This is a genomic window from Microcoleus sp. MON1_C5 (assembly GCF_036701875.1).
Taxonomy (GTDB): Bacteria; Cyanobacteriota; Cyanobacteriia; order Cyanobacteriales; family Microcoleaceae; genus Microcoleus.
Genome location: NZ_JAUBRN010000015.1, coordinates 7822 through 33588, shown reverse-complemented (window position 1 = coordinate 33588; position 25767 = coordinate 7822). Strand labels below are relative to the sequence as shown.

Annotated in this window: 21 protein-coding genes; 7 read left to right on the top strand and 14 right to left on the bottom strand. The window is 47.8% G+C overall.

Going from position 1 to position 25767, the window contains the following annotated elements; all coding sequences use genetic code 11:
* Nucleotides 1–213: 213 nt before the first annotated feature.
* The gene (locus QUA71_RS10035; protein WP_333284509.1) at nt 214–855 is read left to right on the top strand and encodes a methyltransferase domain-containing protein; all 642 of its coding nucleotides are present in this window, start codon (nt 214–216) and stop codon (nt 853–855) included.
* Nucleotides 856–1251: 396 nt separating this feature from the next.
* On the opposite strand, the gene QUA71_RS10030 is transcribed toward QUA71_RS10035, so the two are convergent.
* Both QUA71_RS10030 and QUA71_RS10025 read right to left on the bottom strand, forming a co-directional pair.
* Nucleotides 1252–2961, bottom strand: coding sequence for a pentapeptide repeat-containing protein (locus QUA71_RS10030; protein WP_333284507.1), 1710 nt, complete (start codon nt 2959–2961; stop codon nt 1252–1254).
* 426 nt (nt 2962–3387) lie between these two features.
* Nucleotides 3388–3804, bottom strand: a complete 417-nt coding sequence (locus QUA71_RS10025; protein WP_333284631.1) for a hypothetical protein — start codon at nt 3802–3804, stop codon at nt 3388–3390.
* 255 nt (nt 3805–4059) lie between these two features.
* On the opposite strand from QUA71_RS10025, the gene QUA71_RS10020 reads away from it, so the two are divergent.
* Both QUA71_RS10020 and QUA71_RS10015 read left to right on the top strand, forming a co-directional pair.
* Nucleotides 4060–5829, top strand: coding sequence for a S8 family peptidase (locus QUA71_RS10020; RefSeq protein WP_333284505.1), 1770 nt, complete (start codon nt 4060–4062; stop codon nt 5827–5829).
* On the top strand, nt 5826–6047 hold the full coding sequence (locus tag QUA71_RS10015) for a hypothetical protein (protein WP_006634386.1): 222 nt from the start codon (nt 5826–5828) through the stop codon (nt 6045–6047). The genes QUA71_RS10020 and QUA71_RS10015 overlap by 4 nt, the downstream gene beginning before the upstream one ends.
* Before the next feature lie 1088 nt (nt 6048–7135).
* Here the strand turns inward: QUA71_RS10015 and QUA71_RS10010 are convergent.
* Together QUA71_RS10010 and QUA71_RS10005 are read right to left on the bottom strand one after the other, a co-directional pair.
* Nucleotides 7136–7924 (bottom strand): SDR family oxidoreductase, encoded by a 789-nt coding sequence (locus tag QUA71_RS10010; protein ID WP_333284503.1) that lies wholly within the window; start codon nt 7922–7924, stop codon nt 7136–7138.
* A gap of 385 nt (nt 7925–8309) precedes the next feature.
* Nucleotides 8310–9215, bottom strand: coding sequence for a nuclear transport factor 2 family protein (locus QUA71_RS10005; RefSeq protein ID WP_333284501.1), 906 nt, complete (start codon nt 9213–9215; stop codon nt 8310–8312).
* Between the two features lie 221 nt (nt 9216–9436).
* Here QUA71_RS10005 and murG point away from each other — a divergent pair, with 221 nt between their 5' ends.
* Nucleotides 9437–10501: an undecaprenyldiphospho-muramoylpentapeptide beta-N-acetylglucosaminyltransferase gene (murG, locus tag QUA71_RS10000; protein WP_333284499.1), complete on the top strand. Its 1065-nt coding sequence runs from the start codon at nt 9437–9439 to the stop codon at nt 10499–10501.
* 70 nt (nt 10502–10571) lie between these two features.
* Here murG and ureG read toward each other — a convergent pair whose 3' ends face one another.
* The 4 genes from ureG to QUA71_RS09980 all read right to left on the bottom strand — a co-directional run bounded on the left by ureG (nt 10572) and on the right by QUA71_RS09980 (nt 13395).
* Entirely contained in the window at nt 10572–11168 is a 597-nt protein-coding gene (gene ureG / locus QUA71_RS09995; protein WP_333284497.1) for an urease accessory protein UreG, read from the bottom strand.
* Nucleotides 11169–11198: 30 nt separating this feature from the next.
* Nucleotides 11199–11912: an urease accessory protein UreF gene (locus tag QUA71_RS09990; RefSeq protein WP_333284495.1), complete on the bottom strand. Its 714-nt coding sequence runs from the start codon at nt 11910–11912 to the stop codon at nt 11199–11201.
* A gap of 123 nt (nt 11913–12035) precedes the next feature.
* The gene (gene ureE, locus QUA71_RS09985; protein ID WP_333284493.1) at nt 12036–12473 is read right to left on the bottom strand and encodes an urease accessory protein UreE; all 438 of its coding nucleotides are present in this window, start codon (nt 12471–12473) and stop codon (nt 12036–12038) included.
* Nucleotides 12474–12903: 430 nt separating this feature from the next.
* Nucleotides 12904–13395, bottom strand: coding sequence for a DUF4168 domain-containing protein (locus QUA71_RS09980; RefSeq protein ID WP_333284491.1), 492 nt, complete (start codon nt 13393–13395; stop codon nt 12904–12906).
* A 784-nt stretch (nt 13396–14179) separates the two neighbouring features.
* Here QUA71_RS09980 and QUA71_RS09975 point away from each other — a divergent pair.
* Nucleotides 14180–14695: a DoxX family protein gene (locus tag QUA71_RS09975; protein ID WP_333284489.1), complete on the top strand. Its 516-nt coding sequence runs from the start codon at nt 14180–14182 to the stop codon at nt 14693–14695.
* Entirely contained in the window at nt 14692–15207 is a 516-nt protein-coding gene (locus QUA71_RS09970; RefSeq protein WP_190663473.1) for a DUF4385 domain-containing protein, read from the top strand. The genes QUA71_RS09975 and QUA71_RS09970 overlap by 4 nt, the downstream gene beginning before the upstream one ends.
* A gap of 101 nt (nt 15208–15308) precedes the next feature.
* Here QUA71_RS09970 and QUA71_RS09965 read toward each other — a convergent pair whose 3' ends face one another.
* From QUA71_RS09965 to QUA71_RS09940, 6 genes are all read right to left on the bottom strand, one after another.
* Nucleotides 15309–15824: a regulatory protein RecX gene (locus tag QUA71_RS09965; protein WP_333284487.1), complete on the bottom strand. Its 516-nt coding sequence runs from the start codon at nt 15822–15824 to the stop codon at nt 15309–15311.
* 42 nt (nt 15825–15866) lie between these two features.
* Nucleotides 15867–16277, bottom strand: coding sequence for an AbrB family transcriptional regulator (locus QUA71_RS09960; RefSeq protein WP_015177612.1), 411 nt, complete (start codon nt 16275–16277; stop codon nt 15867–15869).
* Nucleotides 16278–17728: 1451 nt separating this feature from the next.
* Nucleotides 17729–17881, bottom strand: coding sequence for a hypothetical protein (locus QUA71_RS09955; protein WP_333284485.1), 153 nt, complete (start codon nt 17879–17881; stop codon nt 17729–17731).
* A gap of 18 nt (nt 17882–17899) precedes the next feature.
* On the bottom strand, nt 17900–19600 hold the full coding sequence (locus tag QUA71_RS09950; protein ID WP_190733588.1) for a CHAT domain-containing protein: 1701 nt from the start codon (nt 19598–19600) through the stop codon (nt 17900–17902).
* Nucleotides 19601–19604: 4 nt separating this feature from the next.
* A complete protein-coding gene (locus QUA71_RS09945; protein ID WP_006634372.1) occupies nt 19605–19859 on the bottom strand; it encodes a hypothetical protein in 255 nt (84 codons plus the stop codon).
* A gap of 493 nt (nt 19860–20352) precedes the next feature.
* Nucleotides 20353–20532 (bottom strand): hypothetical protein, encoded by a 180-nt coding sequence (locus QUA71_RS09940; RefSeq protein ID WP_333284483.1) that lies wholly within the window; start codon nt 20530–20532, stop codon nt 20353–20355.
* A 745-nt stretch (nt 20533–21277) separates the two neighbouring features.
* Between QUA71_RS09940 and QUA71_RS09935 the strand changes: the two genes are divergently transcribed.
* A partial coding sequence (locus QUA71_RS09935; protein ID WP_333284481.1) for a cadherin-like domain-containing protein occupies nt 21278–25767 on the top strand: 4490 nt, incomplete at its 3' end.

Below are 25767 nucleotides of genomic sequence, written 5' to 3'. Positions count from 1 at the left end.
GGGTATTGCTTGGGAGTAATGCACTATCACTTGCAGTTTCCGACGCCGACGAGCAAATCCGCGCCTTAGCCGATCGCCGACTCAGGAGCCAACACTGGTAAACGGAACTAATCCATTAGACATAGAAGTTAAAATTAATTGCGATGAGAAGAAACAATGATACAGTCAGTCATTTGAACCTAACAGCTAATAGTGGCCAAATAACTCAATGCTATGTCTGATAACCATCTGCACAAGAACCATCCAGTTGTTCAAGAATACTCGCGTTTAGCTTCTGATTATGATGTCAAATGGTCGTTCTACATTCAAGCGACGACCCAAGAAACACTCAACCGATTTACACTACAACCGACCGATCGGGTGCTAGATGTCGGTTGCGGTACAGGTATACTTCTTCAGCAGCTTGCATTGACTTACCCACAATCTCGATTGTTTGGTGTCGATCCAGTGCCAGAAATGTTGCAAGTTGCTCGACAGAGACTTCCGGCAACCATTGAATTGTCTGAGGGATGGGCCCAAAAGCTCCCTTTCGAGGATGAACAGTTTGATGTCGTGATTTCATGCAATATGTTTCACTACATTCATCAGCCTATGACTGCACTTCAAGAAATGCGCCGCGTTCTTCGTTCAGGTGGGGAGTTGGTCATTACAGATTGGTGTGACGACTATTGGACGTGCCGTATTTTCGATATATTTCTCCGTCGATTCGATCGCGCCCACTTCAAGACTTATGGCGAACAAGAGTGCAGGCGAATCCTACAAGATGCTGGGTACAATGATGTGTATATAGAACGCTATAAAATAAATTGGTTTTGGGGATTAATGACAGCCAAAACGGTAAAGCACGCAGCCTAACAACCGTGTTGCAGCGAACAGTATCGAGATATTGGTGATGATGCAAAAGCTATATTTAAGCTACGATAAAAGATATATTTAATGTAGAGAGCATTAATTTCGGAATCATAACTAATCTTAATCAACTTTTACCTCAAAAATAAAAAGTCTACACTGTGATACAGGCTTTTCACTTCTATGTCAATTTATTCCCACAAAAGGCCGATCGCATACCGCACCGCTTCCCCCATCATCGAACAACGATCGCAATCCGAAGCCGTTTTCTCCCACTTGAGCAACTGTTCCCCAAAAACTTGGTATTGCTTGCCTCCCTGCAGGATCGCTGGCAGTTTCCGACGCCGATGAGCAAATCCGGGCCTTCGCCGGTCGCCGGCTTCAAGTGTTAACGATTAACTGTTAATCATCGATTAAAAGGCTAATTGCATACCGCACCGCTTCCCCCATCATTGAACAACGAACGCGATCGGACGCCGTTTTCTCCCACCTGAGCAACTGTTCCCGAAAAGCCGGATCTTGCTTTGCCCGCTGCACGATCGCCTGACTGATGACTTTCTTTTGAATCTGCTCTGTCGGGATACCTTGCTGCTTCAAATAATCCAACAGCCGCTGCACGCTTTCGGAGAATTTATCCGGCGCCTGAGACATCAAAATAAACGAAATTTGGCGGACCATCCGCTGGTAGATTTCCTGTCTTCTGAGCAATATTTCCTTGTGACTCGGCTCCGTCGGCTCCACACTGTTACTAGGAATAGCCAAGTCGAGCAAACTCAAAATTTCAGCGTCCTTGGCTAAAACCTTTTCCAACATATCTGGATAAAGCTCCAAAATGCGATCGCCTAAAATCTTGCCGTTCACCAAACGGTTCGCACTCAACCTCAGTAAACTTTGTTCTCCCGCCGACTCAAAAAATTGAACGTTCAACTTAAGTTCGCGGCTCTCCAACTCCACTCGACGCAGCGTAAATACCAGAGCCTCCCAATTAGGAGATTGGGCAAAAGACACCTTCACAATAGAACTGTCTTCTTGATGCTGACGCCCCAATTCCCCCGACTCAAAATCGCGATCGACCGGAAAGCGATTTGCCGCCACTTTCGCAATATAATCAAATTGAGTAAAAACATAACTGCAGTCAACTCTCGACAGATCGACATCTTGAACTTGCCAATTTTGAATGCAGCAACCCGTAAGCTGGGCACCCTCCACATTCGTCCGAATCAAACGGCACTCAATCAAACAAGCTTCTCTTAGATCCGCCTCACCTAACATCGCATCCATCAAATAAGCGCCGCTCAAATCAGCTTTCCGCAAATCTGCACTGCGTAAATTAGCTTCGCTCAAATCCGCCCGCAGCAAATACACTCCTTCCAGGTTAGCTCGCAGCAAAAGTGCCTTCTTAAAACTCGCTTTCAATAAATAAGAACCCGCCAGATTAGCTCGACTCAAATCAGCGTTATCCAGCACCGCCTCAGTCAAATCCGCCCCCGCCAGCATAGCTCGGTGCAAGTCAGCGCCCGTCAGATTTGCCGATCGCATTTGAGCGCCATTTAAGTCAGATTCAATCAAATTTACACCGATTAAAATTGCCGATCGCAAATTCGCTTCCACTAAATGCGCTTCCCGCAAATTAGCGCCCGTTAAATTAGCACCAACAAGACTGGCGCGGTTGAGATTCGCCTCCATCAATTCCGCCGCCATCAACTTCGCGCCGTCGAGTTTAGCCCCGGCAAAATTAATTTGGTCAGATTTAACTCCTTGAAGATTAGCACCGCCCAAATCCGCTTCGGGGAACGCGGCCCAATTTAGTTCTGCTGCTTCCAAACAAGCAAGGCGTAAATCCGCTTTAGCAAGATTTGCCCCGCTCAAATTTGCCCCGCTCAGATTCGCTCCAGCCAGCCCCGCACTGCGGAGATCCGCGCGCCGCAAACAAGCCCCTATCAACTTGGCATTGCTCAAAAAAGACCAGCTCAAATTAGCACCGGTCAAGTTAGCACCAGTGAGGTCTATTTCTCGCAGGTTAACACCGCTTAAACTAGCGCCGCTGAGGTCAATGTGACCGAAGTTGCGCTCTCCCTGTTGATAGCGCTGTAAAAATTCTTGTGTTTGCATTCCGCTGATTGGGGGGCTGGCAATTTAGCTGTTTTAGGACGCGCTGGTCAATAACTTTAACTGTAAGGTACGCACGGAGCACGAGCGGGCTAGGCACGGGGACACTACTCCTACTACTTACTGCAAGAACTCATGTCCTCCGGGTGATCTGTGGGTACTTTACCCTATAGATGGCAGTTCAAAGGATTTGTTGCGTAAGTTCTATTTCTACTACCAGTTTTACAGACTTTTGTAACTTAAAGCAGCAGAGTTAACATCTTATACGCTAGGAGCATCTCATATTTGTAAAAACAGTTCTTCTGGCTCTTTCCTTCTTCCTGTTTCCTCCTGCCTCCTGCCTCCTGTCTCCTGCCTCAAAACTCCAATTTCTAGGTTGGTTGCTTTCATTGAGATGCTCCCTATACGCTGCCCCGCCGGAGAGGGTTTTTACCTAAAGCGCTGCAATTCTTGCTGCAAGTATTTTCCCCATTTAGTCGCTAGAAGAATTTCTGTAAAAGGAACCTGCACTGCAGCAGCATCTTTCAACAAAAATTCGAGGGCGATTGGACTTCCCGAATTCGGCGGGGACTCTAAATCAACTGCCTGAGAGTTGACTAACAACCGCAGCGACTCCACGTCTTTTAAAGAAAATGTTTGCAAATTTACCGGCCCGCTGCGAGTAGGTTTTCCCCACGTTAAACTGTCTTCTTGCTGACCGAGTACAGCATAAATATCGTACTTGGCTTTAGCGAATTGTTCGGCCCAGACACGATAGGCTTCAAGCTTTTGATACTCGTTCCATCCAGCCCAAGCCAGAGAAATAAAAATTGCCAGCAGCGGCAGCCACATTAAACCTCTTTCCATGCAATACCCTTGTTGAAAATACTCGCTTGTTCTGTTGGTCATCTTCTCTCATGATACAATTAATTGAACTCCTACAACTTGCTCTGCAATTTAAACGAGAAATTAGAGCAATTTTTGTTCGAGCAACAGCCACCGCCGAAAACTACCAAACGCCCGCGTGCGAGATATCCATAAGCCACAGCAAGGAAAACTGGCGCTGGCGGTGAAAATTGGGTTATTGTGGTGAACACGCCTTCCCTAAACGGACGATCGGCAATGAAAAAGTTTTTCCTTCTGTGCTTATTTTTAATCGGGCTCGGCTGGGCGATTTCTAATTTCCCAGGACTTGCTACTCAAGGCACTTACGACTCGATTGTGCTGGATTTCCGCGAAGATTTGGGTGCTGCTGAGATTGCGAAAGAAGTAAATGCGATCGCCCAACAGTACCAAGTCGCACCGCAACTCAACAGCGAATTCTCAGCGGGCGACAATGTATATGTAGTTAAGGGCGATCGCACTTTGCTAAACGCCCTGAAAAAATCAAATTTGGCTAAAGATACCGAATACATTGAACCGAACTACGTCTACAGCGCTTTCGAGATTCCCAACGACCCCATGTATACCAAGCAGTGGAATCTCCGCAGCATCAATGTAGAATCGGCCTGGAACGAAACCAAAGGCAGCGGCACAACAGTAGCGATAATTGACACGGGTATTACTCCAGTCGCTGACTTAAAAGAAACCAAATTTGTACCGGGCTACGACTTTGTAAACGATCGCGCCGAAGCCTACGATGACAACGGCCACGGCACTCACGTCGCCGGTACAGTCGCCCAATCAACTAACAACAATTACGGCGTCGCAGGCATTGCCTACGAAGCAGCTTTAATGCCGCTAAAAGTGTTAAGCGGCAGCGGTGGCGGCACGGTTTCCGACATCGCCGAAGCGATCAAATTTGCTGCTGACAACGGCGCAGATGTCATCAACATGAGTTTAGGCGGCGGCGGTGAAAGTCAGTTAATGGAAGAGGCGATCGACTACGCCCACTCTAAAGGCGTTGTGATCATCGCAGCCGCCGGCAACTCCGGCGACAGTTCCGCTTCCTATCCCGCCCGCTATCCCCACGTCATCGGCGTTTCCGCCCTCGGCCCCGACGACGAAAAAGCCACTTATTCCAATTTCGGTGCTGGGGTTGACATTGCAGCCCCCGGCGGTTCTGAAATGGGCAAGATCCTGCAAAGTACGATCGACCCGGAAACAGGCGCCGAAGTCTTTGAAGGCTACCAAGGCACTAGCATGGCTTCTCCCCACGTTGCCGCCGTTGCAGCCCTTGTCAAGGCCTCCGGCATCACAGAACCAGACGAAATTCGCAGCGTACTCTTGCAGTCCTCGCGAAATGTCACTGAAGATCCGTTAAACCATTTTGGTTCGGGACACCTAGACGCCGCCGCTGCAGTTCAGCTAGCCCAGCGCGGACAAATCAACTTCCGCGATTTCTTCCGCTGGCTGCGCGATAACGGGTATCTCAACCCCCGCTTTTGGATTGACGGCGGTGCAGTCGCCCTGTTGCCTAAAATTGCAATGGTGCTCGGTTCTTACCTGCTGGCTTTCTTTATGCGGAATTATTTTCCGTTCCAGTGGACTTGGGGCTTTTCCGGCGGCTTGATGGCTGGCAGTTCTGGGTTCTTTTTCCTCCGCAACTTGTTTGTATTTGACTTGCCACAGTGGCCGATGCGGGTGATGGGCAGTTCTATTCCCGAACTCGGCGGCGCAATTAATGGCAGCAGTATGCTGAATCCCTTTTTTGCTAGCGTTTTGATTCCTGGGATTTTGATTGCTTTGCTGTTGGGACATCAACAGTGGAAGTGGATCGCGATCGCAATTTCGATCGGTTTTGCCAGCAGTTTAGCGGTGAATGCTTTCCTGTCGCCCGCAGTCTGGGGATTGGGTACAGGTTTGGTATCACAAACATTCTTGATTGTCAATGCTTTACTGTGTTTTGGATTGGCACGTTTAGCAATTAAAACAGAGGTGCGATCGGCATGAGTATTACTGTCAAAGGTGTAATTGAACGCAAAGGATTGGGTCCCGGTACTTGGGCTTTGGTCGGCGAAGATGGGGAAACTTACGAACTTAAGGATGCTCCTTCTGATTTGAAAAAAGCTGGTTTGAAAGTCAGTGTTAAAGGTGAAGTGCGTAAGGATGTGATGACTTTTGCTATGATCGGCCCGGTTCTTGAGGTGCAGTCTTTTGAGGCGAATTAGCCTAATTGGTTAATGCAGCTTTTGAGCTAAAAAAAACCCCGGCCAAAATTGGCTGGGGTTTATTAATCAGGGTGCATCTACTAATTTAATCTCCCGCCTCACAGCACCTCTTTCAGGACACTTTGGCAGAATTTGCGAACATTGGCGGCGAGGGCGTGCGATCGGCAAAAAAAAACCCCAAACCAAAATTGGTGGGGAGTTAATTAATCAGGGTGCATCTACTAATTTAGTCTCCGGCTTTACACCACCTCTTTCAGGACACTTTGGTAGACTTTGCGGAAATTTGTGGCTCAGCTTGCGATCGGCAAAAAAAAACCCGGCCAAAATTGGTCGGGAGTTAATTAATCAGGGTGCATCTACTAATTTAGTCTCCGGTTTGAGGTGTACCTGTTCCGGACAGTTTGCGAAAATTTGCGAAAATTCGTGGTTTTGGGCGCGATCGGCAAAAAAAAACCCGGCCAAAATTGGTCGGGAGTTAATTAATCAGGGTGCATCTACCAATTAAGCTTCCTGAGAATTCGAGCGCAATCCGGATAACCTCAAACTTTTTCAGCATCACCGTCGATACCGCAAAAAAAAACCCCAAACCAAAATTGGTCGGGAGTTATTTAATCAGGGTGCATCTACCAATTAAGCTTCCTGAGAATTGGAGGTCCAATCCGGACAACCTCAAACTTTCTTCAGCATCACCCTGGATACCGCAAAAAAAAACCCCAAACCAAAATTGGTCAGGAGTTATTTAATCAGGGTGCATCTACTAATTTAGTCTCCCGTCTCACAGCACTTCTTTCAGGACACTTTGGCAGAATTTGCAATAATTTGTGACGAGGGCGTGCGATCGCAAAAAAAAACCCGGCCAAAATTGGTCGGGAGTTAATTAATCAGGGTGCATCTACTAATTTAATCTCCCGCCTCACAGCACCTCTTTCAGGACACTTTGGCAGAATATGGGAGAATTTTTTGCGAGGGCGTGCGATCGCAAAAAAAACCCCGAACCAAAATTGGTCGGGAGTTAATTAATCAGGGTGCATCTACCAATTAAGCTTCCTGAGAATTCGAGCGCAATCCGGACACTTACCACTAAAAACTCACAACTCTTTTCGGTGAACCAGAGTTGCACTAGCTTGATCTGTCGGAACTAGCAAGACTTCGCTAATATTGACGTGGGGCGCTCGCGTCGCGCAAAAATACACTACATCGGCTACATCGTCCGCCGTCAGCGGTGTCAATCCTTGATAGACATTTTTGGCTTTTTCTGCATCGCCGTGAAACCGGACATTGCTAAATTCTGTTTCCACCAAACCCGGCTCTATTTCCGTCACGCGCACGGGTGTTCCCAAAAGGTCTTGTTTCAACCCTTCGGAAATAGCTCTCACTGCTGCTTTGGAAGCGCAATAAACATTACCTTTCGGATAAGCTTGGCGGCCTGCTATGGAGCCGATATTCACTACGTGGCCGCGACCTCGGTTTACCATTCCCGGCACGATCGCGCGAGTCATGTAAAGCAAGCCTTTAACATTGGTATCAATCATTTCTTCCCAATCTTGGAAGTTGCCTTCGTGCAGTTTGTCTAAACCACGGCTCAATCCCGCATTGTTAATCAGAATATCGATGCTTTTCCAGGCATCGGGAAGCGCAGTTATCGCCGATTCCACTTGCGGGCGATCGCGCACGTCCAATTCTAGCAAATAAATCTCGTTCGCCGATGCGATGGATTTTGTTTCTACAAGTTCGTTTGCCAGTCGATCGAGCTTTTCAAGGCGGCGGGCTGCTAAAATTAGTTTGGCTCCTCCTTTGGCGAATAGCTTGGCACAGGCTGCTCCGATACCGCTACTCGCACCTGTAATGAAAACAATTTGGTTTTGGATAGAAATCATTTTTTGTCAGTTGTTAGTTGACTGTTGGCTGTTGACTGTTTGTTGACTGTTGACTGTCGTCATTGGTTATTTGTTAGTTTTTTTATTTGTTAGTTGTTATTTGCTATAGCCTTTATCGCTATATAGCAATCCTAAATCATGTGTGAATTTCTTACTCCCTCCCCTTGATAAGGGGAGGTTTGGGGTGGGGTCAAAAATTTACGACTCATTTAGGATTGCTATAGTGAGGTATGTTTAATTCCTTTAATGAGATTTTTTATCTTCAAATATGTACCTCGTGTGACTAATAACCGCTATACAACTTACTAATCACCAATCACCAATCACCCATTACCCATGCCCCATGCCCCATGCCCCATGCCCTATGCCCATAACACCTATTTTATTATTTGACAACCCGCAATCGCACACTAACTGTTGCAATTCCGCCTTGTCGCATCAAAACTGCTGAAACCCACCGATTTTCGGGCGTAGCCGGAGCTTTACCTACTTTAAAAATTCCCCCGGAATTTAGCAACTCCAGCTCGACTTCTGAGGGATTAAAAAAGGTTTTTTCGGTAATGGGTTCCTCCAAAACAGTCCCTATTAAAATATCATCGCCGATCGGCTCTCGCACAATGGCATCAAAATGGTACTCTTCGCCCACCTTAACTTGATCCGGAAAATTCACTTGAATTGTGGGAGGATTTTGCCCAGAACTAAGCTGAGTTTGTTCTGCTAAAATCTCTTGACTAACTATTTTTTCACCTTCAAAGCGCTGCTGGGAACGGATGGTAGCTTTGAGAGTTAATTCTCTGCCATCCTTTTTTTGAGTGCCGGCAATTGTAGTTATGGTTTCTGCGAGAATTGCGCTACCTTCGGTTTTCCAAGATTTGATCTCGGTGCGGTAATTTAAACTCGGATATCGATTCCAGAGTTGGGTGAGGGCTTTTTCCATGCTTTGGCTGTTTAAGCCGTCAGAATGAGTGAAACTCGGGCTGTAAAATGCCATGACTGCTTTGACATCACGCCGGTTGGCCGCTGCGTCAATTTGCGTTAGCACTTTTGTGAGTGGGGCAGGCGCAGTTGCAGGGGTTTGGGCGATCGTTTGGGGAGTCGCCGCGATCGCACCGATCGCTCTTGCCGCACTAGGATGCAGCACGCCAGCACTTACCACTGTTAAACATAACAACATTTGAGCGATCGACTGCCCGCAGTTAAAGCCAAAAACGATCGCGCGATCGGGTTTTTTGTCCCGACGGCTGGAAAAATACTGAGAGGCACTTGGCACTAAATTCAAAAAATTACGCATTAGATGATAATTTGGTTATTTGTCAGGGGTCGTAGCTTGGGCAACTGTTCGCCTGCAACGAAAACTGACAACGGAAGCAGGGACACGGCACAATCTAATTTTAGATGGCTGATTCAAAATTGGCTGAAACTGCCGGAATAATAAGCATAATAATCTAAAACCTCAAATATAAAATTGATCGACCTGTGGAACTTGTACTTGTAAAAAAAGAAACAAATACCTTGACAAAAGCCCCCCTCCGGTTGTTGGTTGCAGCTAGCGGCACTGGTGGACATTTATTTCCCGCGATCGCCACCGCTGGGCAGTTGAACGACTGTGAGATCGAATGGCTAGGAGTCCCAGACCGCATGGAAACCCAGTTAGTTTCATCCCTTTACCCCCTCCACACGATCGCCGTTGAAGGCTTTCAGCAGGGATTTGGGCTCGGTACACTGCGAATTTTGGGCGGACTCGCCGGATCGGTCCTTCAGGTGCGGAAGTTGCTCAAAGCGGGAAATTTTCAGGGAGTCTTTACTACCGGCGGTTACATCGCAGCACCGGCAATTCTAGCGGCCCGTTCTTTGGGTTTGCCGGTAATTCTCCACGAATCTAATGCAATTCCCGGGAAGGTGACGCGCTGGTTTAGTCCTTTGTGCACTGCTGTGGCGATCGGATTTGAAGCAGCAGCCCAGCATTTACCCCGCGCCAAAACCGTGGTTGCTGGTACACCGGTGCGATCGCAATTCCTCGCCCGCCAACCTCTAAATTTGCCAATTCCTGACAGTGTACCTGTAATTTTAGTCATGGGCGGCTCTCAAGGTGCTGTCGCAGTCAATAAGTTAGTGCGCCAGTGTGCTCCGGCTTGGTTTGATGCCGGTGCTTGGGTGGTTCACCTCACCGGAAATAATGACCCGGATGCTGAAAGTTTGAAACACGAGCAATATTTGTCGATGCCATTTTACGACAATGTGGCGAGTTTGTTGCAGCGAGCAAATTTAGCAATTAGTCGATCGGGCGCGAGTGCTCTGACAGAATTAGCAGTGACGGGACTACCTTCTATTTTAATTCCTTTTCCTCACGCCGCTGACGACCACCAAAGATTTAATGCGGAAGTATTTGCTAAAGCCGGCGCCGCCGTGGTATTCCGTCAAAGCGAACTGACAGCAGATGTGTTGCAAAGCAAAGTGTTGTATTTGTTAAGAGATTCCGACTATTTGGAAAAAATGTCTAAAGCTGCTGCTCAATTAGCAGTCAGAGACAGTACAGAACGTTTGGCTAATTTGGTCAAAGAATTGGTGGTGAGGTGATATTTTTTAGGGGTTTTAACCGCAGATGAAGGCAGATGAACGCAGATGAAGGCAGATGAAGGCTGAGGTTTTACGCGATATGGGAGTGGATGAATTTAACTACTGATTCTAATCCTTCTTTGGTCTTCAAGTTAGTAAAAACAAAAGGTTTATCGCCTCGCATTTTTTTCGTATCCCGTTCCATCACGCCTAAATCTGCTCCTACATAAGGTGCGAGGTCTGTTTTATTAATTACTAATAAATCCGACTTAGTAATTCCCGGCCCGCCTTTGCGCGGAATTTTATCGCCCGCAGCCACATCGATTACGTAAATTGTCAAATCCACCAACTCCGGGCTAAAAGTTGCCGCCAAGTTATCGCCGCCGCTTTCTACAAAGACTAAATCTAAATCAGTGAATTTGTGCTCTAACTCTTCTATAGCTACTAAGTTAATGGAAGCATCTTCGCGGATGGCTGTGTGGGGACAGCCTCCCGTTTCTACGCCCAAAATGCGCTCGCTCTCCAAAGCTTGACTCCGAACCAAAAACTGGGCATCTTCCTGAGTATAGATATCATTAGTAACAACCGCAATCTGGTATTGCTGCCGCAGCGCCTTGCACAAAGCATCAAGTAAAGCAGTTTTTCCCGAACCAACCGGCCCAGCAATTCCTACACGAAAAGCACCCATAACGATTTTAGATTTTAGATTTTCTGATTTTCAACTCCGAAATAACCGAGTGTACTGAGTTTCATGCGCCATACTAGCTAGGGCTAAACCCCAACTGCAACTACCCAGGTCATCATCTTCTAAGTGTAAAACTTCTTGCGCCGTGCAGCTAATTTGAGACTGCAAATCTAACAATAACTGTTGACCGGCTGTTTGACCGAGGGGAATCAGTTTCACGCCCGCACTCGCCAAATTGGCAGCCCAACTGTACAAATATCCTAACACGGCCGCTTCTTCTTCAATCTGCCAACTTGCGGCGGCAATACCAAAGCCGATCGCAAAATTGCACTGATTGCTGCCAGATTCCACAAATTCTTTTACAATTGTGGTTAACTCAGAAGCAACGGGCGATTCCCTGCGGGATAGCTTCGCTTCACGCAAATCCAGCAGCAACCTGACCAAAGTCCGCCCCATTTGCCAACTTTGCAAGCGCAACTCTTCTGTTTCCTTAGTAGCAGTCGCCCAAGCATTCCAGTAATTCAAAGCCGTCAAATCCCCTATCTTTGCCGCCCTCAAAGCCCTTACCACCACAGCGGCTTCTACTCGAACAGCCCCGAATTGCAGCGAATTTTCTAACCAATTTCTCAAAGTAATCTCGCTGTCGATCGCACCGGTTTCTACCAGGCTTTCGATTCCCTCAGAATAACTATAAGCTCCTACAGGTGCAAAAGCTAGCTGTAACAAACATAAAAGTTGATTGTTCACTGTTGACTGTTGACTGTTGACTGTTGACTTCTTCTTTCTTGAATGACCGAAACTAATTTGGTTATAAGCCCTCGGATTCCAGGGTGGGAGTAAATCTAAAATCTAAAATCTAAAATCTAAAATCTAATGGCTGTGCCCGTAAGCGCCCATTTCCGGCTGAAACGGCACAATTTCCTCTGTTACTTCCAAACCCATTTTTTCGAGCATTCCCTGCAACACAGAGTCGGGAGAAAGTCTTAAATAATTATCGGCAATTTCTAAAGCTACGTGACGGTTTCCTAAATGATAAGCCGCCCGCATCAGTAGCAGCGGACTTGATGCCCGCGCTGTTAGCACCGATTCGGGTTTTGCACTTACCAGTACCAAACAGCTACCGTCTTCCGACTGCAATAAATCTCGATCGCGCAGTACCGTACCTCTGGGCAAACTCAGGTGCAGCTTTTCCCCCGTCTCCGTCTCGAATCGGTGACGGCTGCGAGTGCGATCGTCCGATGTCATTTGTAAAGTAAAGCTGACAATAGCATCGGGATTTGCAGGTAAATGTTTTGTGAAGGTTAGCATTTTTATATTCTATTCCTCAGAGCAATTCACTTGAACTTGAGTTTTTGAGGAATATCTTTTTTATAGCCGAAGGAATAAGGAAGACTGAAGTTCCAATCTTCAGCTCATGTTTCATAAATTAAAAACGTCTTAATCGTGTTGGCGATCGCTATATCTCATTCCGATTTACAGCAAGTTGAAAAATATTCATCTCTCTAACCGCTCCCGTTCTGGTCTTATTACCAAATTTATGTTATTTTGTCAAGCACTGGAGCGCAGACGATCGCTTTTTTTTCAAAAAATTTTGCCTACCGTCTAGGAACTCGAACAATTTAAATCTCCAATATATTGTTGGGGGGAGGTAGCGGTTAGGCATCCTGCCTGCCCTTAACAAGCTTTTATGGAGAAGTCTAATAGAACGGGAGAGGAAGAAAGACTCAAACCATCAAGCTTATTGATTGCCCGCTTGTTGCAGTCGCAGGAGCTCGGCTTGAATTCGCTGTTTGACTGCCGGGTCCGCTTGCTGGAGCAAAGTAAGCTGGTTGAAGCGACTAACTGTCAAACCATAGGTTTCGATAGCTTTTTTAGCTTGTTGGCAGTAATTCACTGCGATGCCACGAAAATTTCCAGACAGTCTATTAATTTCCTGAGTTTCGTTGCACACTACTCTGGGAACCGAGCCTCCAGCCATTCTTTTAATTTCGTTATAAGCTTCCACCCGTCTGGGTTCTATTGCCAACACAGCGCGAGCGTAGCTAGTAATTTCTTCGCTGCTAATTTCTTGAGCTTGGGCTGCTGCTCCGAAAACGAGGTTTGGGGATTGTGTGTACAAACCGGGCGCCCATCCGCTAGCTAAAGCTGCAGCAGAAAAGATGCCAAGCAACAGCGATTGTCGCAGCATCCGGTTTATGCCAAATTTAGACGTGTTTATTGAGGTGTTCATGGTCGTCGGTGATTGATTGCGTGTAGATAAAAATGACACAGCGCTTGGAGGCTCAATCTTTTTGAATAATGTGGTGGCTAAAAAGTTCCTGCCGTTGGTGACTATTTTGAATTCCAGCAGGATGGTTGGGGAGTTGCTACGACGATCGGCTTTTTAGCGAATTCAATAATTTCATTCATTATAACATCTGTGGGAAGTTGACAAAACCCTTACTTTAGAGGGTAATTTTAATTACAAAGCGTTCTGGAATTGCCTCTCCCAATAATTCTCAAAGCGCCAATCTTAAATAATTCTAAAAGTTATTGACAAATTACTCGCATTATTTAGTCTAATCCAGGTACGCGCGAGCGAAGCTATCCCGAATGCGCGTGCCTTCGGTGAAGGGTAGGAAATCGCCTGCAAGGCAAGGTCAAAATTAACAGTAATCGCACTCATCAATTCCCGCGATGATTTATTTAATGTTAGGCTGTGGCCCATTTGTCAATCGAGAAAATCCCCCGCTGGTTTGACCACTAACGCAGCCAGAGCCGGAACAAAAATCCTGTTTTACTACCCGAAGATAGAGACAGCAGCAGGGAACTAGACATTAAAATCTTGTTATCAAAATGCGCGCTATCTGTTTTTGGCAGTCAACGCCCAGACCTTCGATTCCAGTTCTCGCTACCTCCAGTTTGGGGCTGTGAAAACTTGTCTGGGAGTTACCCAGAAACCTGGTTTTTCTACGCAATAAAATCGTTACAGCCACCAGCAAGAGCAGCCAAACCCGGAAAGCTGGAATTTTTGGATGTCAGTTTTATGGGCCTCTAGACCCCAGAGAGCGAATTTTGGCAAGCCTTATCGCAGCAATTTAACAATTATTAATTACCCATTGCCCATGAAAAGTCAAAAAGAAATTTGGCGAGTTATCCTCGCAGTAGCTATGAGTATTGTAGGCGTGCTGCACTTTGCAGTGCCGACACCTTTTATCCGAATCGTGCCGCCCCAGCTTCCTTACCCAGAAGCCTTGGTTTATATCAGCGGTTTTTTCGAGATTTTGGGTGGCATTGGGCTGTTAGTTCCTCCTGTCAGCAGGGCGGCGGCATGGGGATTAATTGCCTTGTTTATTGCCGTGTTTCCAGCTAATATCAATCAAGCCGTCAACAATATTCCGATAGAAGGGATTCCCCACAACCAATTACTGTATTGGTTCAGGCTGCCTTTTCAAGCTGTCTTCATTGCTTGGGCCTGGGTTTATACCCAACCAGACGAAGGTAAACCCCGGGCTTCTATAGTTCCAGATAGAACAGAAAATGCCCAATGAAGCAGTTCGACTACTCTTTGGATTTTAAGAACATCGACTTTCGACAGCACCCGGAACTTTATCGCGTAGGGAAAGGAGAACAGGGAGTGCTGTTGGTGGAACCCTACAAAGGAGAAATTCTGCCTTTCTGGAGATTTAAGACTCCTGAAATTGCCAGGGAGTCCAGCAGCAAAATTTACTCCTTGTTTTTAGAGTATCTCGATCGCGAAGATTTTGTGGGAGCCGACATGGCCCGCAAGTTCTTGCAGATGGGGTATACTCGATCGCGTCGCTACGCCAACCACAAAAGCGGTCGAAAATACCAGCAAAACCCTCAGAAGCTGAAGTCTGTTGCAGAGCAAACCGCAGCTCGAAAAGATATTTTGCCCCTACAAGCAGATCCGGTGAAAGCAGAATCCGCCGCCATTTTTCAAGAAAAATGGATGCTGGCCAAAATCAACGAGAAATATCTCGAGCTTTTAGCCAGACACCGGCAGATGTACGAATCTTATTTAGTCAACGCTGAGGATTGACATACATTTACAAAAACTCAGAACTTACACTTTAGCCCCGTCGGCAGCAGTGTAGTTGTGCTTGCCTATCTGGGCCGCACCTATTTGCGTGGCCCTACTATTTACTCGTCATCTTCTTCTGTTTGCCACTGCCGCCAAATTTCAAAGGCATTAAAGCCCCTGTATTGCAGGTAATTCAAGACTTTGCCCTTGGTTTTCGGATCTGCTTTACCCCAAGTATCGATCTTGTATTTCCGCATGACTTTGGCTTTTAATTCGGCCAGTTTTTCTGCTTCGGAGTCCTGATTTTCGGCAATTTCTTCTTCCCAGACTTGCTCGAACAAATCGTTGGTAATTCCTTTTTGCAGGCACTTGCGCTTGATGGCAGACTTCCCGTATTTGCCTGCTGCAGAGGCGATCGAGTTTGCCACCAAGCGAGTGTCGGACTGATAGCCGCGGTCTTGAATTTGCGCGATCGCCTCCAATATTTCCTCATTGCCAAAACCTTTCTCTTGCCCCTTTTTGCGAAGTTCAGAGGCACTGTAGTCTTTGCGGGACAAGAGAAAATAGAAATAGTCAAGACAGCTCATCAGTTCCATCGAAGGGTGGCGCGCAAATACTCGTGTAGCGAATGCCAAATCCAGTCGCCTTGCTATCGGCTGACTGCCTCGCGATCGCCTCTATTCTTCTGTATCCTCCTCTTCATCATCCAATTCCACATCCGGTCTGTCCACATCGATCTGAATCAAGCGAATGTGCTTGTATCCGAGCTTAATTTCAAACTCGTCTCCCGGCTTTAATCCCATTTCTTGGGTATAATTTGCCCCGATCACGATCGAACCATTCTTGTGAACGCTAGCTCGATAACTCGCTTCTCGCCCGCGTCCGTCTGCTTTCGACTTCTCTAGCTCAATGCCCTTAGCAGCTAACACTGCATCGTAAAACTCAGCCAGATTAATCCGGGTTTCTCCACTTTTGCTGACAGTGAAGTAGCCGCAAAGCTTTGCAAGTTCTCTGCGCGGCAAATCACTGCCTTTGATTTTTTGAAGCAGACCTTTTCCTGTTAAGGGTGCTGTAGCTGTTTCTGCCATTGACCGTACCTCGCTTATTGGACTTTACTTATATCAATTACAACACATTAGATTAACTTTGTTTCACTGTCAATACTAAGAATTCTGAATATTAAGATTCTGGATAAATTTTTGCCGCCTCAAGACCGGGGGTGCAAGTAAGGATGCTCGAAGGGCGATCAATTTGCTCCTCGCGGCCCAAATGCTTGTGTAAGCCTCGGAGCGATCGCGCGGGGAATTATTGTCGCAAATTAAATGCTTTACTTTGTTACAGTAAAGTCTGTTCCCTGCATTCACCAATCCCCGATCGAGTCTGCGGTCAAGGTAAAAACAAGATAGCCATGAATCGAAATACCTAGAGCGCGGCCGCTGCAAATCTGCCGACAGCATTTACCGGCCGGGGTTAACTTTTACCTCAACAAGGGGAGGCAGCACTTGTTCTCGATGTCCCTGCCAGCTACTTGCAAAATCACTTTACAAAAAGAATCCAACTGTAGGCCCGTACTCCAAACCCTTATGGAATAAGTCATTCCCAATTCTTCAATCTAAAATCTAAAATCTAAAATCCAAAATAGTATAAACCCTATTTTTCGAGCGGGAAATCCCCTCAAAACCCCAAATACCAACGAGCAATCTTCTATTAAGGTGTTGGGCATATAACTTGCACAGAACGCAGTCTGGGGAAGGCAATCCGGTAAAAATTGAAGGAAATTTCACCTCTTCGGTGAACGGGTTTAAGCTAAAACCCGACTCAATGGGCGCGGCCGCAGAAACATCCGGCAGCCACTAAGAGGGGAATAGTTTTGATCGGGCGAGATTGCTTCGCGACTCTTAACACTTCGCCACGAATCAGTAGATGTCTAGGGGGAACTCGGGAAAATCTTCCTCCTACGGCCACAAGCCAGAGAACTTGAGGTTATTTCCACAGGGGAATTGAAAAAGACCGCGTTAAATGCACAACCGCTTAAATGTTTGATGCACTACAAATTATCAGCGGTTCCCGACATGGAGTTTCGATGGAAATGTATTGCTTTCCACTCGGGGCCTGTAAATTGCCAGACTCTCAAAATTTATCCACCAACTGGAGGGGCGCGTCAAACTCACAGCCGCTTCCATAGTTAATTATTGTGAAATATACCAACCGCACTGACGGTGAGGACGTTCTTAATTGTTGCAACTCTGGCTTTTATGGTCTTGTGCGGAATGACGAATGCTGCTGCTGCCGAATCAGCCCGCCCAAAAACGCATATAAGCCACCGACTCCTGTCGTGGAGAGATCAAAATTTTAGACTCTTGTTCAAGCTTCCAGATTCATCTGTGGAGTAAATCTAAAATCTCAAATCCTTCGACTCCGGGCTCAAGCCGAAGTCGAAAATCTACAATCGACTGACGAATTCTATATCAAGCAGTCCCGGACTTACTCTCTCGACGAGAAACCCGGTTTCTTCCTAAATGCTTGGTTGCGCTGCTGCTTATTTTCGGTAAAAACCGGCTTGCTGAAGGTAAGTCCGAGATTCGATCGAGCAGCATACTTTTGAGCGCTTTTCCACCGGCAGCCGATCGCGAACGGCCAGCAAAAACCCCACCCAGTTTGGAGCCAGACCAAGAGGGTGTAAATTCCGCATAGCAGTGGGCGATCGCTTTTAGTGACGTTGTTGCAGGTAATTTTGCGACAGGGGAGTCCGTACCGCCGGTAGTAACTCTTCAGGTTTCGTGTCTCGCTGGTGCGAGTAGCGCCACCCAAAAAAGCCAGCACTCAAAGCAACGGGCAATAAGCAAAGCATTAGGGCGACAGATGTTTTCAACCCCGGTTTTTTTAACGGTTTCTGAGTCGGTGCAGCGGCGCGAGTTGCTTGGATCGCCGAAGACTCAGAATTAGGAATAGAGGACGGCGAAGCCGTCGGTGAGTTCGGTGAATTAGTGGCATCGAATCGATCGTTCTGGTGAACCCAATCCCTGCGATCTTTTAATTGGTCGGGAAAATATTCCCAGACTTCGCCGTCAGAACTGTCTGACTCATGCGATCGATTGGCTGGGATTGGGGGGTATTGGGCGATCGCCGAGAGTGAAGGTGGCGCACTCCATTCTGTACCCGCCAGAGCGGGTGGCGTTCCCGACGCGATTATTTGCACCCGAGACCCCGATGTCGCGCTGTGGGCTGGGCCACCGATCAGATAGCCGTCAAAGTCCGGGTGCTGGTAGAGAATGGGCAAAGCCCAGTATAGCTGGTGAGAACCGTAGGCAGAAATTAGCCCAGCTCTAGCCCGGCTCAGGCTCAGATCGACTGGATAGCCTTGATTGAGGTTGCGGTAAAACAACCGCGTCAGAGTTAGGGCTACATCGTCGGGGATGCTTTCTGCCATTGCTAGCACTGCCGGAATGCCCCGCTTCACTAGAGCTTCGGTTAAGTTCCGTTCCGGGCTGTCGTCCGCGAGGTCTGAGGGATCGCCGTAGGCGCCGCGGCAGGAGTTGAACACGGCCATCTGAATACCGTTGTTAACAAGCAATCCAGCTAAGTCGTCGCCACTCAAGGTTTCGGTTAAGCCGGTGCGGCTGCTGACTAGGTAGAGTTCGCCACCTCTGGAACCTAAGTTGCTGTGGCCTGCGTAGTGCAGGACTTGGTAGTGCCCTTGTTCTAGGGCTTGGGTAAGTTGTTCTCGATCGGGCTGTTCGAGAATAGTCAGTTGAATTTCCGGAGAATGCGGGCTGTTTTTGAGAGGATTAGCGCTGCGGTTTTGGAGTTCTTGTTGCAGGTGGAGCACTTCTCGCTTGAGCTGCAAGCTGTCTCGATCGCTCGGAGAGGCGATCGCCATTAAAATTTTTAGTGGCCCGCTACTAGGCACTATCCGGGTTTGTTTGAACAAACTTGTACCTGGTTGGTAGCGAGAAAACACGACATCGGTGCCGGTTGCCAAAGGGCGATCGCCGGCGTGCAGAACTTCCCACGGCAGCCGCGGCAAGCGCCGGCCTTTGAGTCCGAGTCGCAGTTGCAGCACTTCTCGGCGGTGCTGGGCGATGCCTTGAGCGCAAGTCCAGCTATCGCGCAAGTTTCCTTGAAACAGCCCGCTGTATAATTGTTGCCCCAGGGCTACTAAATTGGGCGCTGAGTTGTTTCCCGAACGGGAGAGGCCGCGACCAGCCAAATTGCTTCCCTGTACTACTTTTCCCTGGAGCAAGCCCACCAGCGGGTCGTTCATCAGTTGAGCAGACAGTGCAAGCCATTCGTCGATCGGCCAGCGGACTTGTTGTTCGGCTAAGGGTACACCGGGTGCAACCCTTTCTGTCCGCACTAGATATTCGTCGTCCCCAACAGGGGTGACTGAGAGTTGAAATTCCTGGCTCACGGATTTAGCGCCCTCCCGCCTTAATTCTGAATTTGCCTGCGTTTTTGTGGCTAGCAATAGCACTCGGCAACATATTTTTTACTCTTTCTATCAAAGTTTCTGAATGCGCTTCCCCCGATCGGGCGATCGCTAGGGTCATATATATTTGTTCAAACACTTTGAGAATATAAAAGTTGTACTTTAATAACAGTTTATTAGTTTTGATTGCCCTGTGGCTCGGTGAAAGCCGAATTTTCTCCAATCTTCCTATCTTTAACATTTTGCACCTCTACCGCAGACCCCTTTAGATTCGTCGTGAACTTGAGTTTCTCATTGCTGAGTAAAGTTAAATTGGAGGCACTTTACCAGGCGGATCTCTAGTTCTTATTAAAATTACTTCGGCTCACCCCAACCGGTTTCAGGGCAATATCGCAGGCAAAGTTGAGTATTTTATTTTTTTTGGCTATCAGTCAAGCGGTCTTTACCGCTTATCCTCTACCACCAACCCCCCATGTGTAATCTTGATTTTGTGTCAATTAATTAATTGGTCAGCCCTGGGTTCTCATCCGTAAGCCCTCCGCCCTCATCCTTAAGACCTCAGTGGCGATCGGTAATCGATACTTGACCGTCGATAATTGCTAATAACTTATTGCTAATTTACCCCTTTTATGATATAGAAAACTTTTTATTTAACTCTCTTAATCTAGTTAAAGTTAAGCATCAAAAATAAACGTAAGCAGCCAAGAACTCTCAACAATACAACGGCAATCAAATTATTCCGGTACTCTCAAGCAACCATCATTTTTGGCATCTAGAGGATTACGCCTCATCAGGCCGGTTTCTCGGAGAATTATTTGATTTGGTAGCGAAGCCTCTACAAAACAATAGGGTTTCGCAGCCTCGCCGTGGTCATTCCCGCTCAAAATGCCGATCGAGCTTGGAACTTGCACCAAAAACGACTTCTGCTATTTACTACTTGTTGACAAATTTGGCAATCTGTCTTGAGATAGATATTTTTTAACCTAACTATTAGTATTGATCCGAAAAAAAATTTTTTTCTCAGTTCGCGAGGTTTCCTCGAATCGAGAGAAAATGGTGCAACCAAAAATTAGAACAAATATTTACCCGGGCGAATTATCTAAATTTCTAATTACTCATCGGGAACTAAAATTAGGAGCGTGCCGTCGTTTAGTCAAGAGATTCAAATCCTAAGTCAGGGAAGGATTTGTCAAAGCTGGGAGTGTTAGAAAAATTCAATGCACTCAGCCGAGCTCGCAACAAAAGCAAGGGTAAAATTTTGGTGATACACGTTTTGGGTAGTTATTTGGGAGTTGTAAGTTGCGAGTTTAAAATCAGCTATATCACTGTAGAAATTACGTAGAAAATCTACAATCAAGAGCCCTTCGGCGCAGCTTACTGTAGAAACTACGGAGAACATCTAAACAGCTCGGCGCTTCGGCGCAGCGCTTACGGTGTAAGTGGCGGCTCAATTAATTTGGGTTCGCAATGGCAGAAGATAAAACTCGCAATACAGTGAAAAAAACCCTTGCAGTTTAAGTGGCATCTATAATAGTAAAGATGAGGAAAACAGCTCCTCTAGCAGGCGAAAGCATGAAGTTAGATTTTTTTCTTCGGCGGCCTCCTGTTTGCTGATAAATTGATTCTAAGAAGCTTACCATTTTTTGGGAAATATCAACGATGGCAGAAGAACTGTTAGAAACGGGAACACTTTTTCCCAAGCCCAATGAAACACAAAATCCTGTCGGGGGTCTAGACAATAACACCCCTCAAATTTCCGCTGAGGAAGCGATTGAGGAAGCGATCGCAAGAGAGCTTGGCACCGTACCCGAAGAAGGTGCGGGCGACGACGATGATGACAGTGGCATCGCTTTCCAGACCTTCGGAGGTACTGATGACGATGACTTAGATGATGGCAACGGCATCGATCGCCGCCGAACCGTCTTTGGTAGCGATAACGATGACTTAATTGTCGCCACCGGCGCTAACGAGGAGATATACGGCAAAAAAGGCAAAGACAAAATCAAAGGAAACCGTGACAAAAAAAATAAAATGTTCGCGGGTAAAGATGACGATGATTGCGAGGGCGGTGATGACGACGATGAAATAAGAGGCGATCGCGATAAAGACAACGTTAAGGGCGGCAAAGGCAACGACAAGCTTAACGGCGGTAAAGATAACGATACCCTGATGGGCGGTACCGGCAACGACACCTGCGAAGGCGATGACGGCGATGACTGGGCCCACGGCAACGAAGGAGATGATAAGGTTGACGGCGGCGCCGGCAGCGATACCGTCTATGGCGGCAAAGGTAACGACGATTGCGAGGGCGGCGAAGGCAACGATAACGTCAGGGGCGATCGGGGCAACGACAACGTTAAGGGCGGCGACGGCAACGACAACGTTAACGGCGGCAAAGATAACGATACCGTTAGCGGCGGTGCCGGCAGCGACAACGTTAGCGGCGACGACGGCAACGACAACGTTAGCGGCGGCACCGGTAACGATACCGTGATCGGCGGTGCCGACAGCGACAACGTTAGCGGCGACGACGGGGACGACAGCGTTAGCGGCGGCACCGGTAACGATACCGTGATCGGCGGTGCCGGCAGCGACAACGTTAGCGGCGACGACGGGGACGACAGCGTTAGCGGCGGCATCGGCGACGATACCGTGATGGGCGGCGACGGCAACGACCAGTGTGGAGGCGACGACGGGGACGACAGCGTTAGCGGCGGTGCTGGCGATGATACCGTGATGGGCGGTGCCGGCAAGGATACCCTCATTACTGGCGACGGCAATGACAAGGCAGACGGCGGCGACGGCGACGACAGCGTTAGCGGCGGCGGCAACGGCGACGATACGCTGATGGGCGGCAACGGCAACGATACGCTGATGGGCGGTACTGGCAACCATACCTGTGTCGGCGGTGAGGGAAATGACGTTTTTGCCATGAGTGACCAGTCTGGGGGAAGTGCAGTCATCACTGACTACCAAGACGGCGGAGACAAGTTTGTGCTGGCTGGCGGCTTGAACTTTAACAGCTTGAGCTTTGTACAAGTCGAGGCCAATACTGAAATTCGGGTCAATAACAGGACGCTGGTGCGATTGTCGAATGTCAACGCAACGCAGATCGATGCTAGCGACTTTTTAGGAGTTGATCCTCAAACTCAAACTCCCACTCAAACTCCCACTCAAACTCCCACTCAAACTCCCACTCAAACTCCAACTGCGATTTTTAACCCTCCGCGAGTGGAAGCTAATAAGCCCTTGACTGCTGGTTCCAGCGGCGGCGAGGTAGTTATTACTCCTGATTTGTTGAATTTTGTCGATGACCAGCAAGGTCCTGGTGGCATAGTCTACACGGTAACCGAGCTGCCCGATGCTACAACCGGCCAACTATTCTTTAAGGGAGTCGCCGTAACACAAACCGGTTTGACCTTCACTCAAGCAGACATTAACGCAGGCGTAGTAAGTTTCAAAGCGACACTAGGTTATAAGGGTGAGGCTGGTTTTGGTTTTAAAGTTACCAACGGCAGAAGAGAATTCACCGGCCAACGTTTTGGCTTAACTGTCGAGCAAAATCTATTTAAGTTTGCTGGCACTACAGAACCTCAAGTTATTGTCGGTTCTCAGACGCTGGATAACGACATCGAAGGCGGCGATGGTGACGATAACATTACAGGCGGTAAGGCCAACGACAAAATCATCGGCGGCAAAGGTAAGGACACAATTAAAGGCGGCGATGACGATGACGATATCGACAGCGGTGATGACGATGACGATATCGAAGCTGGCGCCGGCAATGACATATTAAAAGCCGGCAAAGGTAAGGACACAGTTAAAGGTGGCGATGGCGATGACGATATCGACGGCGGCGATGACGATGACAATCTCGAAGCTGGCATCGGCAATGACAAAATCATCGGCGGTAGTGGCAATGACGTATTAACAGGAAATGAGGGCGATGACTCGATCGAAGGCGGCACAGGAACCAATAGTCTAATTGGGGGTGCTGGAAGGGATCGCTTTATTTACCGGACTTCCCGCCAAGAGATTCAAACAGTTGCAGAAGCTGACTTTATTACTGACTTTAATGTCACTGACGATGTTTTAGAGCTTTCTACGGCAGCTTTTGCTAATCTCACCGTTTCTAGCTTGATCCGACTGGACATTACTGCTAATTCTGCTCCTGGGTCGCTCGGCAGCGCTAATTTGCTCGACTTCACCACGGATATCACTGTTAACAGCATCGCGACTTTGCAAGCCCGGTTTGCACAGTTGGGTGGCAACCCAGACGCGCCTATTTTCTGTCAGTTTACAGATGCCCAGACCGGCCGTTCTGTACTGGTATTTGCTGTTGGGGCGCGCTTTGAAATTGTGGCCAGTTTCGCGCTGAACATTCGCCTGCAAGTAAGTAACTTTGTCTTCACGGGCCCGTCACTAAATATTCCTGTCGGTACTGCCGGCCCTGACAATGTGGATTTCACCACTTCTCCGGCCCCAGTTAATTACGATGGTTTAGCAGGCGATGACAAGATTGTCGGCAGCAACTTTAACGATAGCCTCAAGGGCGGCGACGGCAACGATACCATCACCGGCGGCCTCGGTGTGGATGCCATAAGCGGCGGCACTGGTTCGGATCTGTTTGTTTACAGGACAACTAAAGAAGGCGGCGATAAAATTTCCGACTTTACTGTTGGGGTAGACAAATTCGAGTTTAGCGCGAGCGCTTTCGGCAATTTGACTACGACTAACTTTGACGGTGTTACCGGGGTCTCTCCTGACATTACTGGCAAAGAGTTAGTGATTTTCACAGGCGGCAGTTATGCCTCTTTGGAAGCTGCACAAGCTAAAGCCCTGGGCAATTCTACAACTGCTGGTTTCTTCGCATTTACCAATGCGTCGAACGAGACTGTGTTGTATTTTGACTCGAACGGTACCGTGGCCGGTGGTTCTACCTTGATTGCGAATCTGGGTACTGCTGCTAGCAATCTGGGAACGGCGGACTTTGTATTTACAGGTACGATCGCATCTCCTGCGAATGGTACTACTACCAACTCAGGCAGCGTTGTAGATTTAACTGCTGCTGGGAACACTTACCCGAGCGACTTTAACAATTTCGGTTCAGGTGTTGGCGGTTACAACTTCACTACTCCTGTCTTGTTTACCGGAGATGCGAAGGCTAACAGCGTCACAGGTACTGAGTTTGCTGACATCTTCAGCGGCGGTTCTGGTGCAGATGTTCTCGCTGGCGGTTCTGGTGCGGATCTGTTTGTTTACAAAGCAGCAGGCGAAGGCGGCGATACGATTACCGACTTTACTGTTGGGGTAGACAAATTCGAGTTTGTCAGCGGTGCTTTCGGTAATTTGACTACGACTAACTTTGACGCCTCCAGTGGTTCAAATCCGGACATTACTGGCAAAGAGTTAGTGATTTTCACAGGTGGCAGTTATGCCTCTTTGGAAGATGCACAAGCTAAAGCCCTGGGCAATTCTACAACTGCTGGTTTCTTCGCATTTACTAATGCCTCGAACGAAACGGTGTTGTATTTTGACTCGAACGGTACCGTAGCCGCTGGTTCGACGCTTATTGCGAATCTGGGTACGGCTGCTAGCAATCTGGGAACGGCGGACTTTGTATTTACAGGTACGATCGCCTCTTCTGCCAATGGCACTACTGTGACTGGTACTACTACCAACTCAGGCAGTGTTGCCGATTTAACTGCTGCTGGGAATACTTTCCCCGTCGCCTTTAACAATTTCGGTTCAGGTGCTGGCGGTTACAACTTCACCACTCCTGTCTTGTTTACCGGAGATGCGAGTGCTAACAGCGTCACTGGTACTGAGTTTGCTGACATCTTCAGCGGCGGTTCGGGTGCAGATGTTCTGACTGGCGGTGCTGGTGCGGATCTGTTTGTTTACAAAGCCACAGGCGAAGGCGGCGATACAATTACCGACTTTACCTCTGGAAGTGACAAATTCCAGTTTACCGCGAGCGCTTTCGGCAATTTGACTACGACTAACTTTGACGCCTCCAGCGGTTCAAATCCTGACATTACTGGCAAAGAGTTAGTGATTTTCACAGGCGGAAGTTATGCCTCTTTGGAAGATGCACAAGCTAAAGCCCTGGGCAATTCTACAACTGCTGGTTTCTTCGCATTTACTAA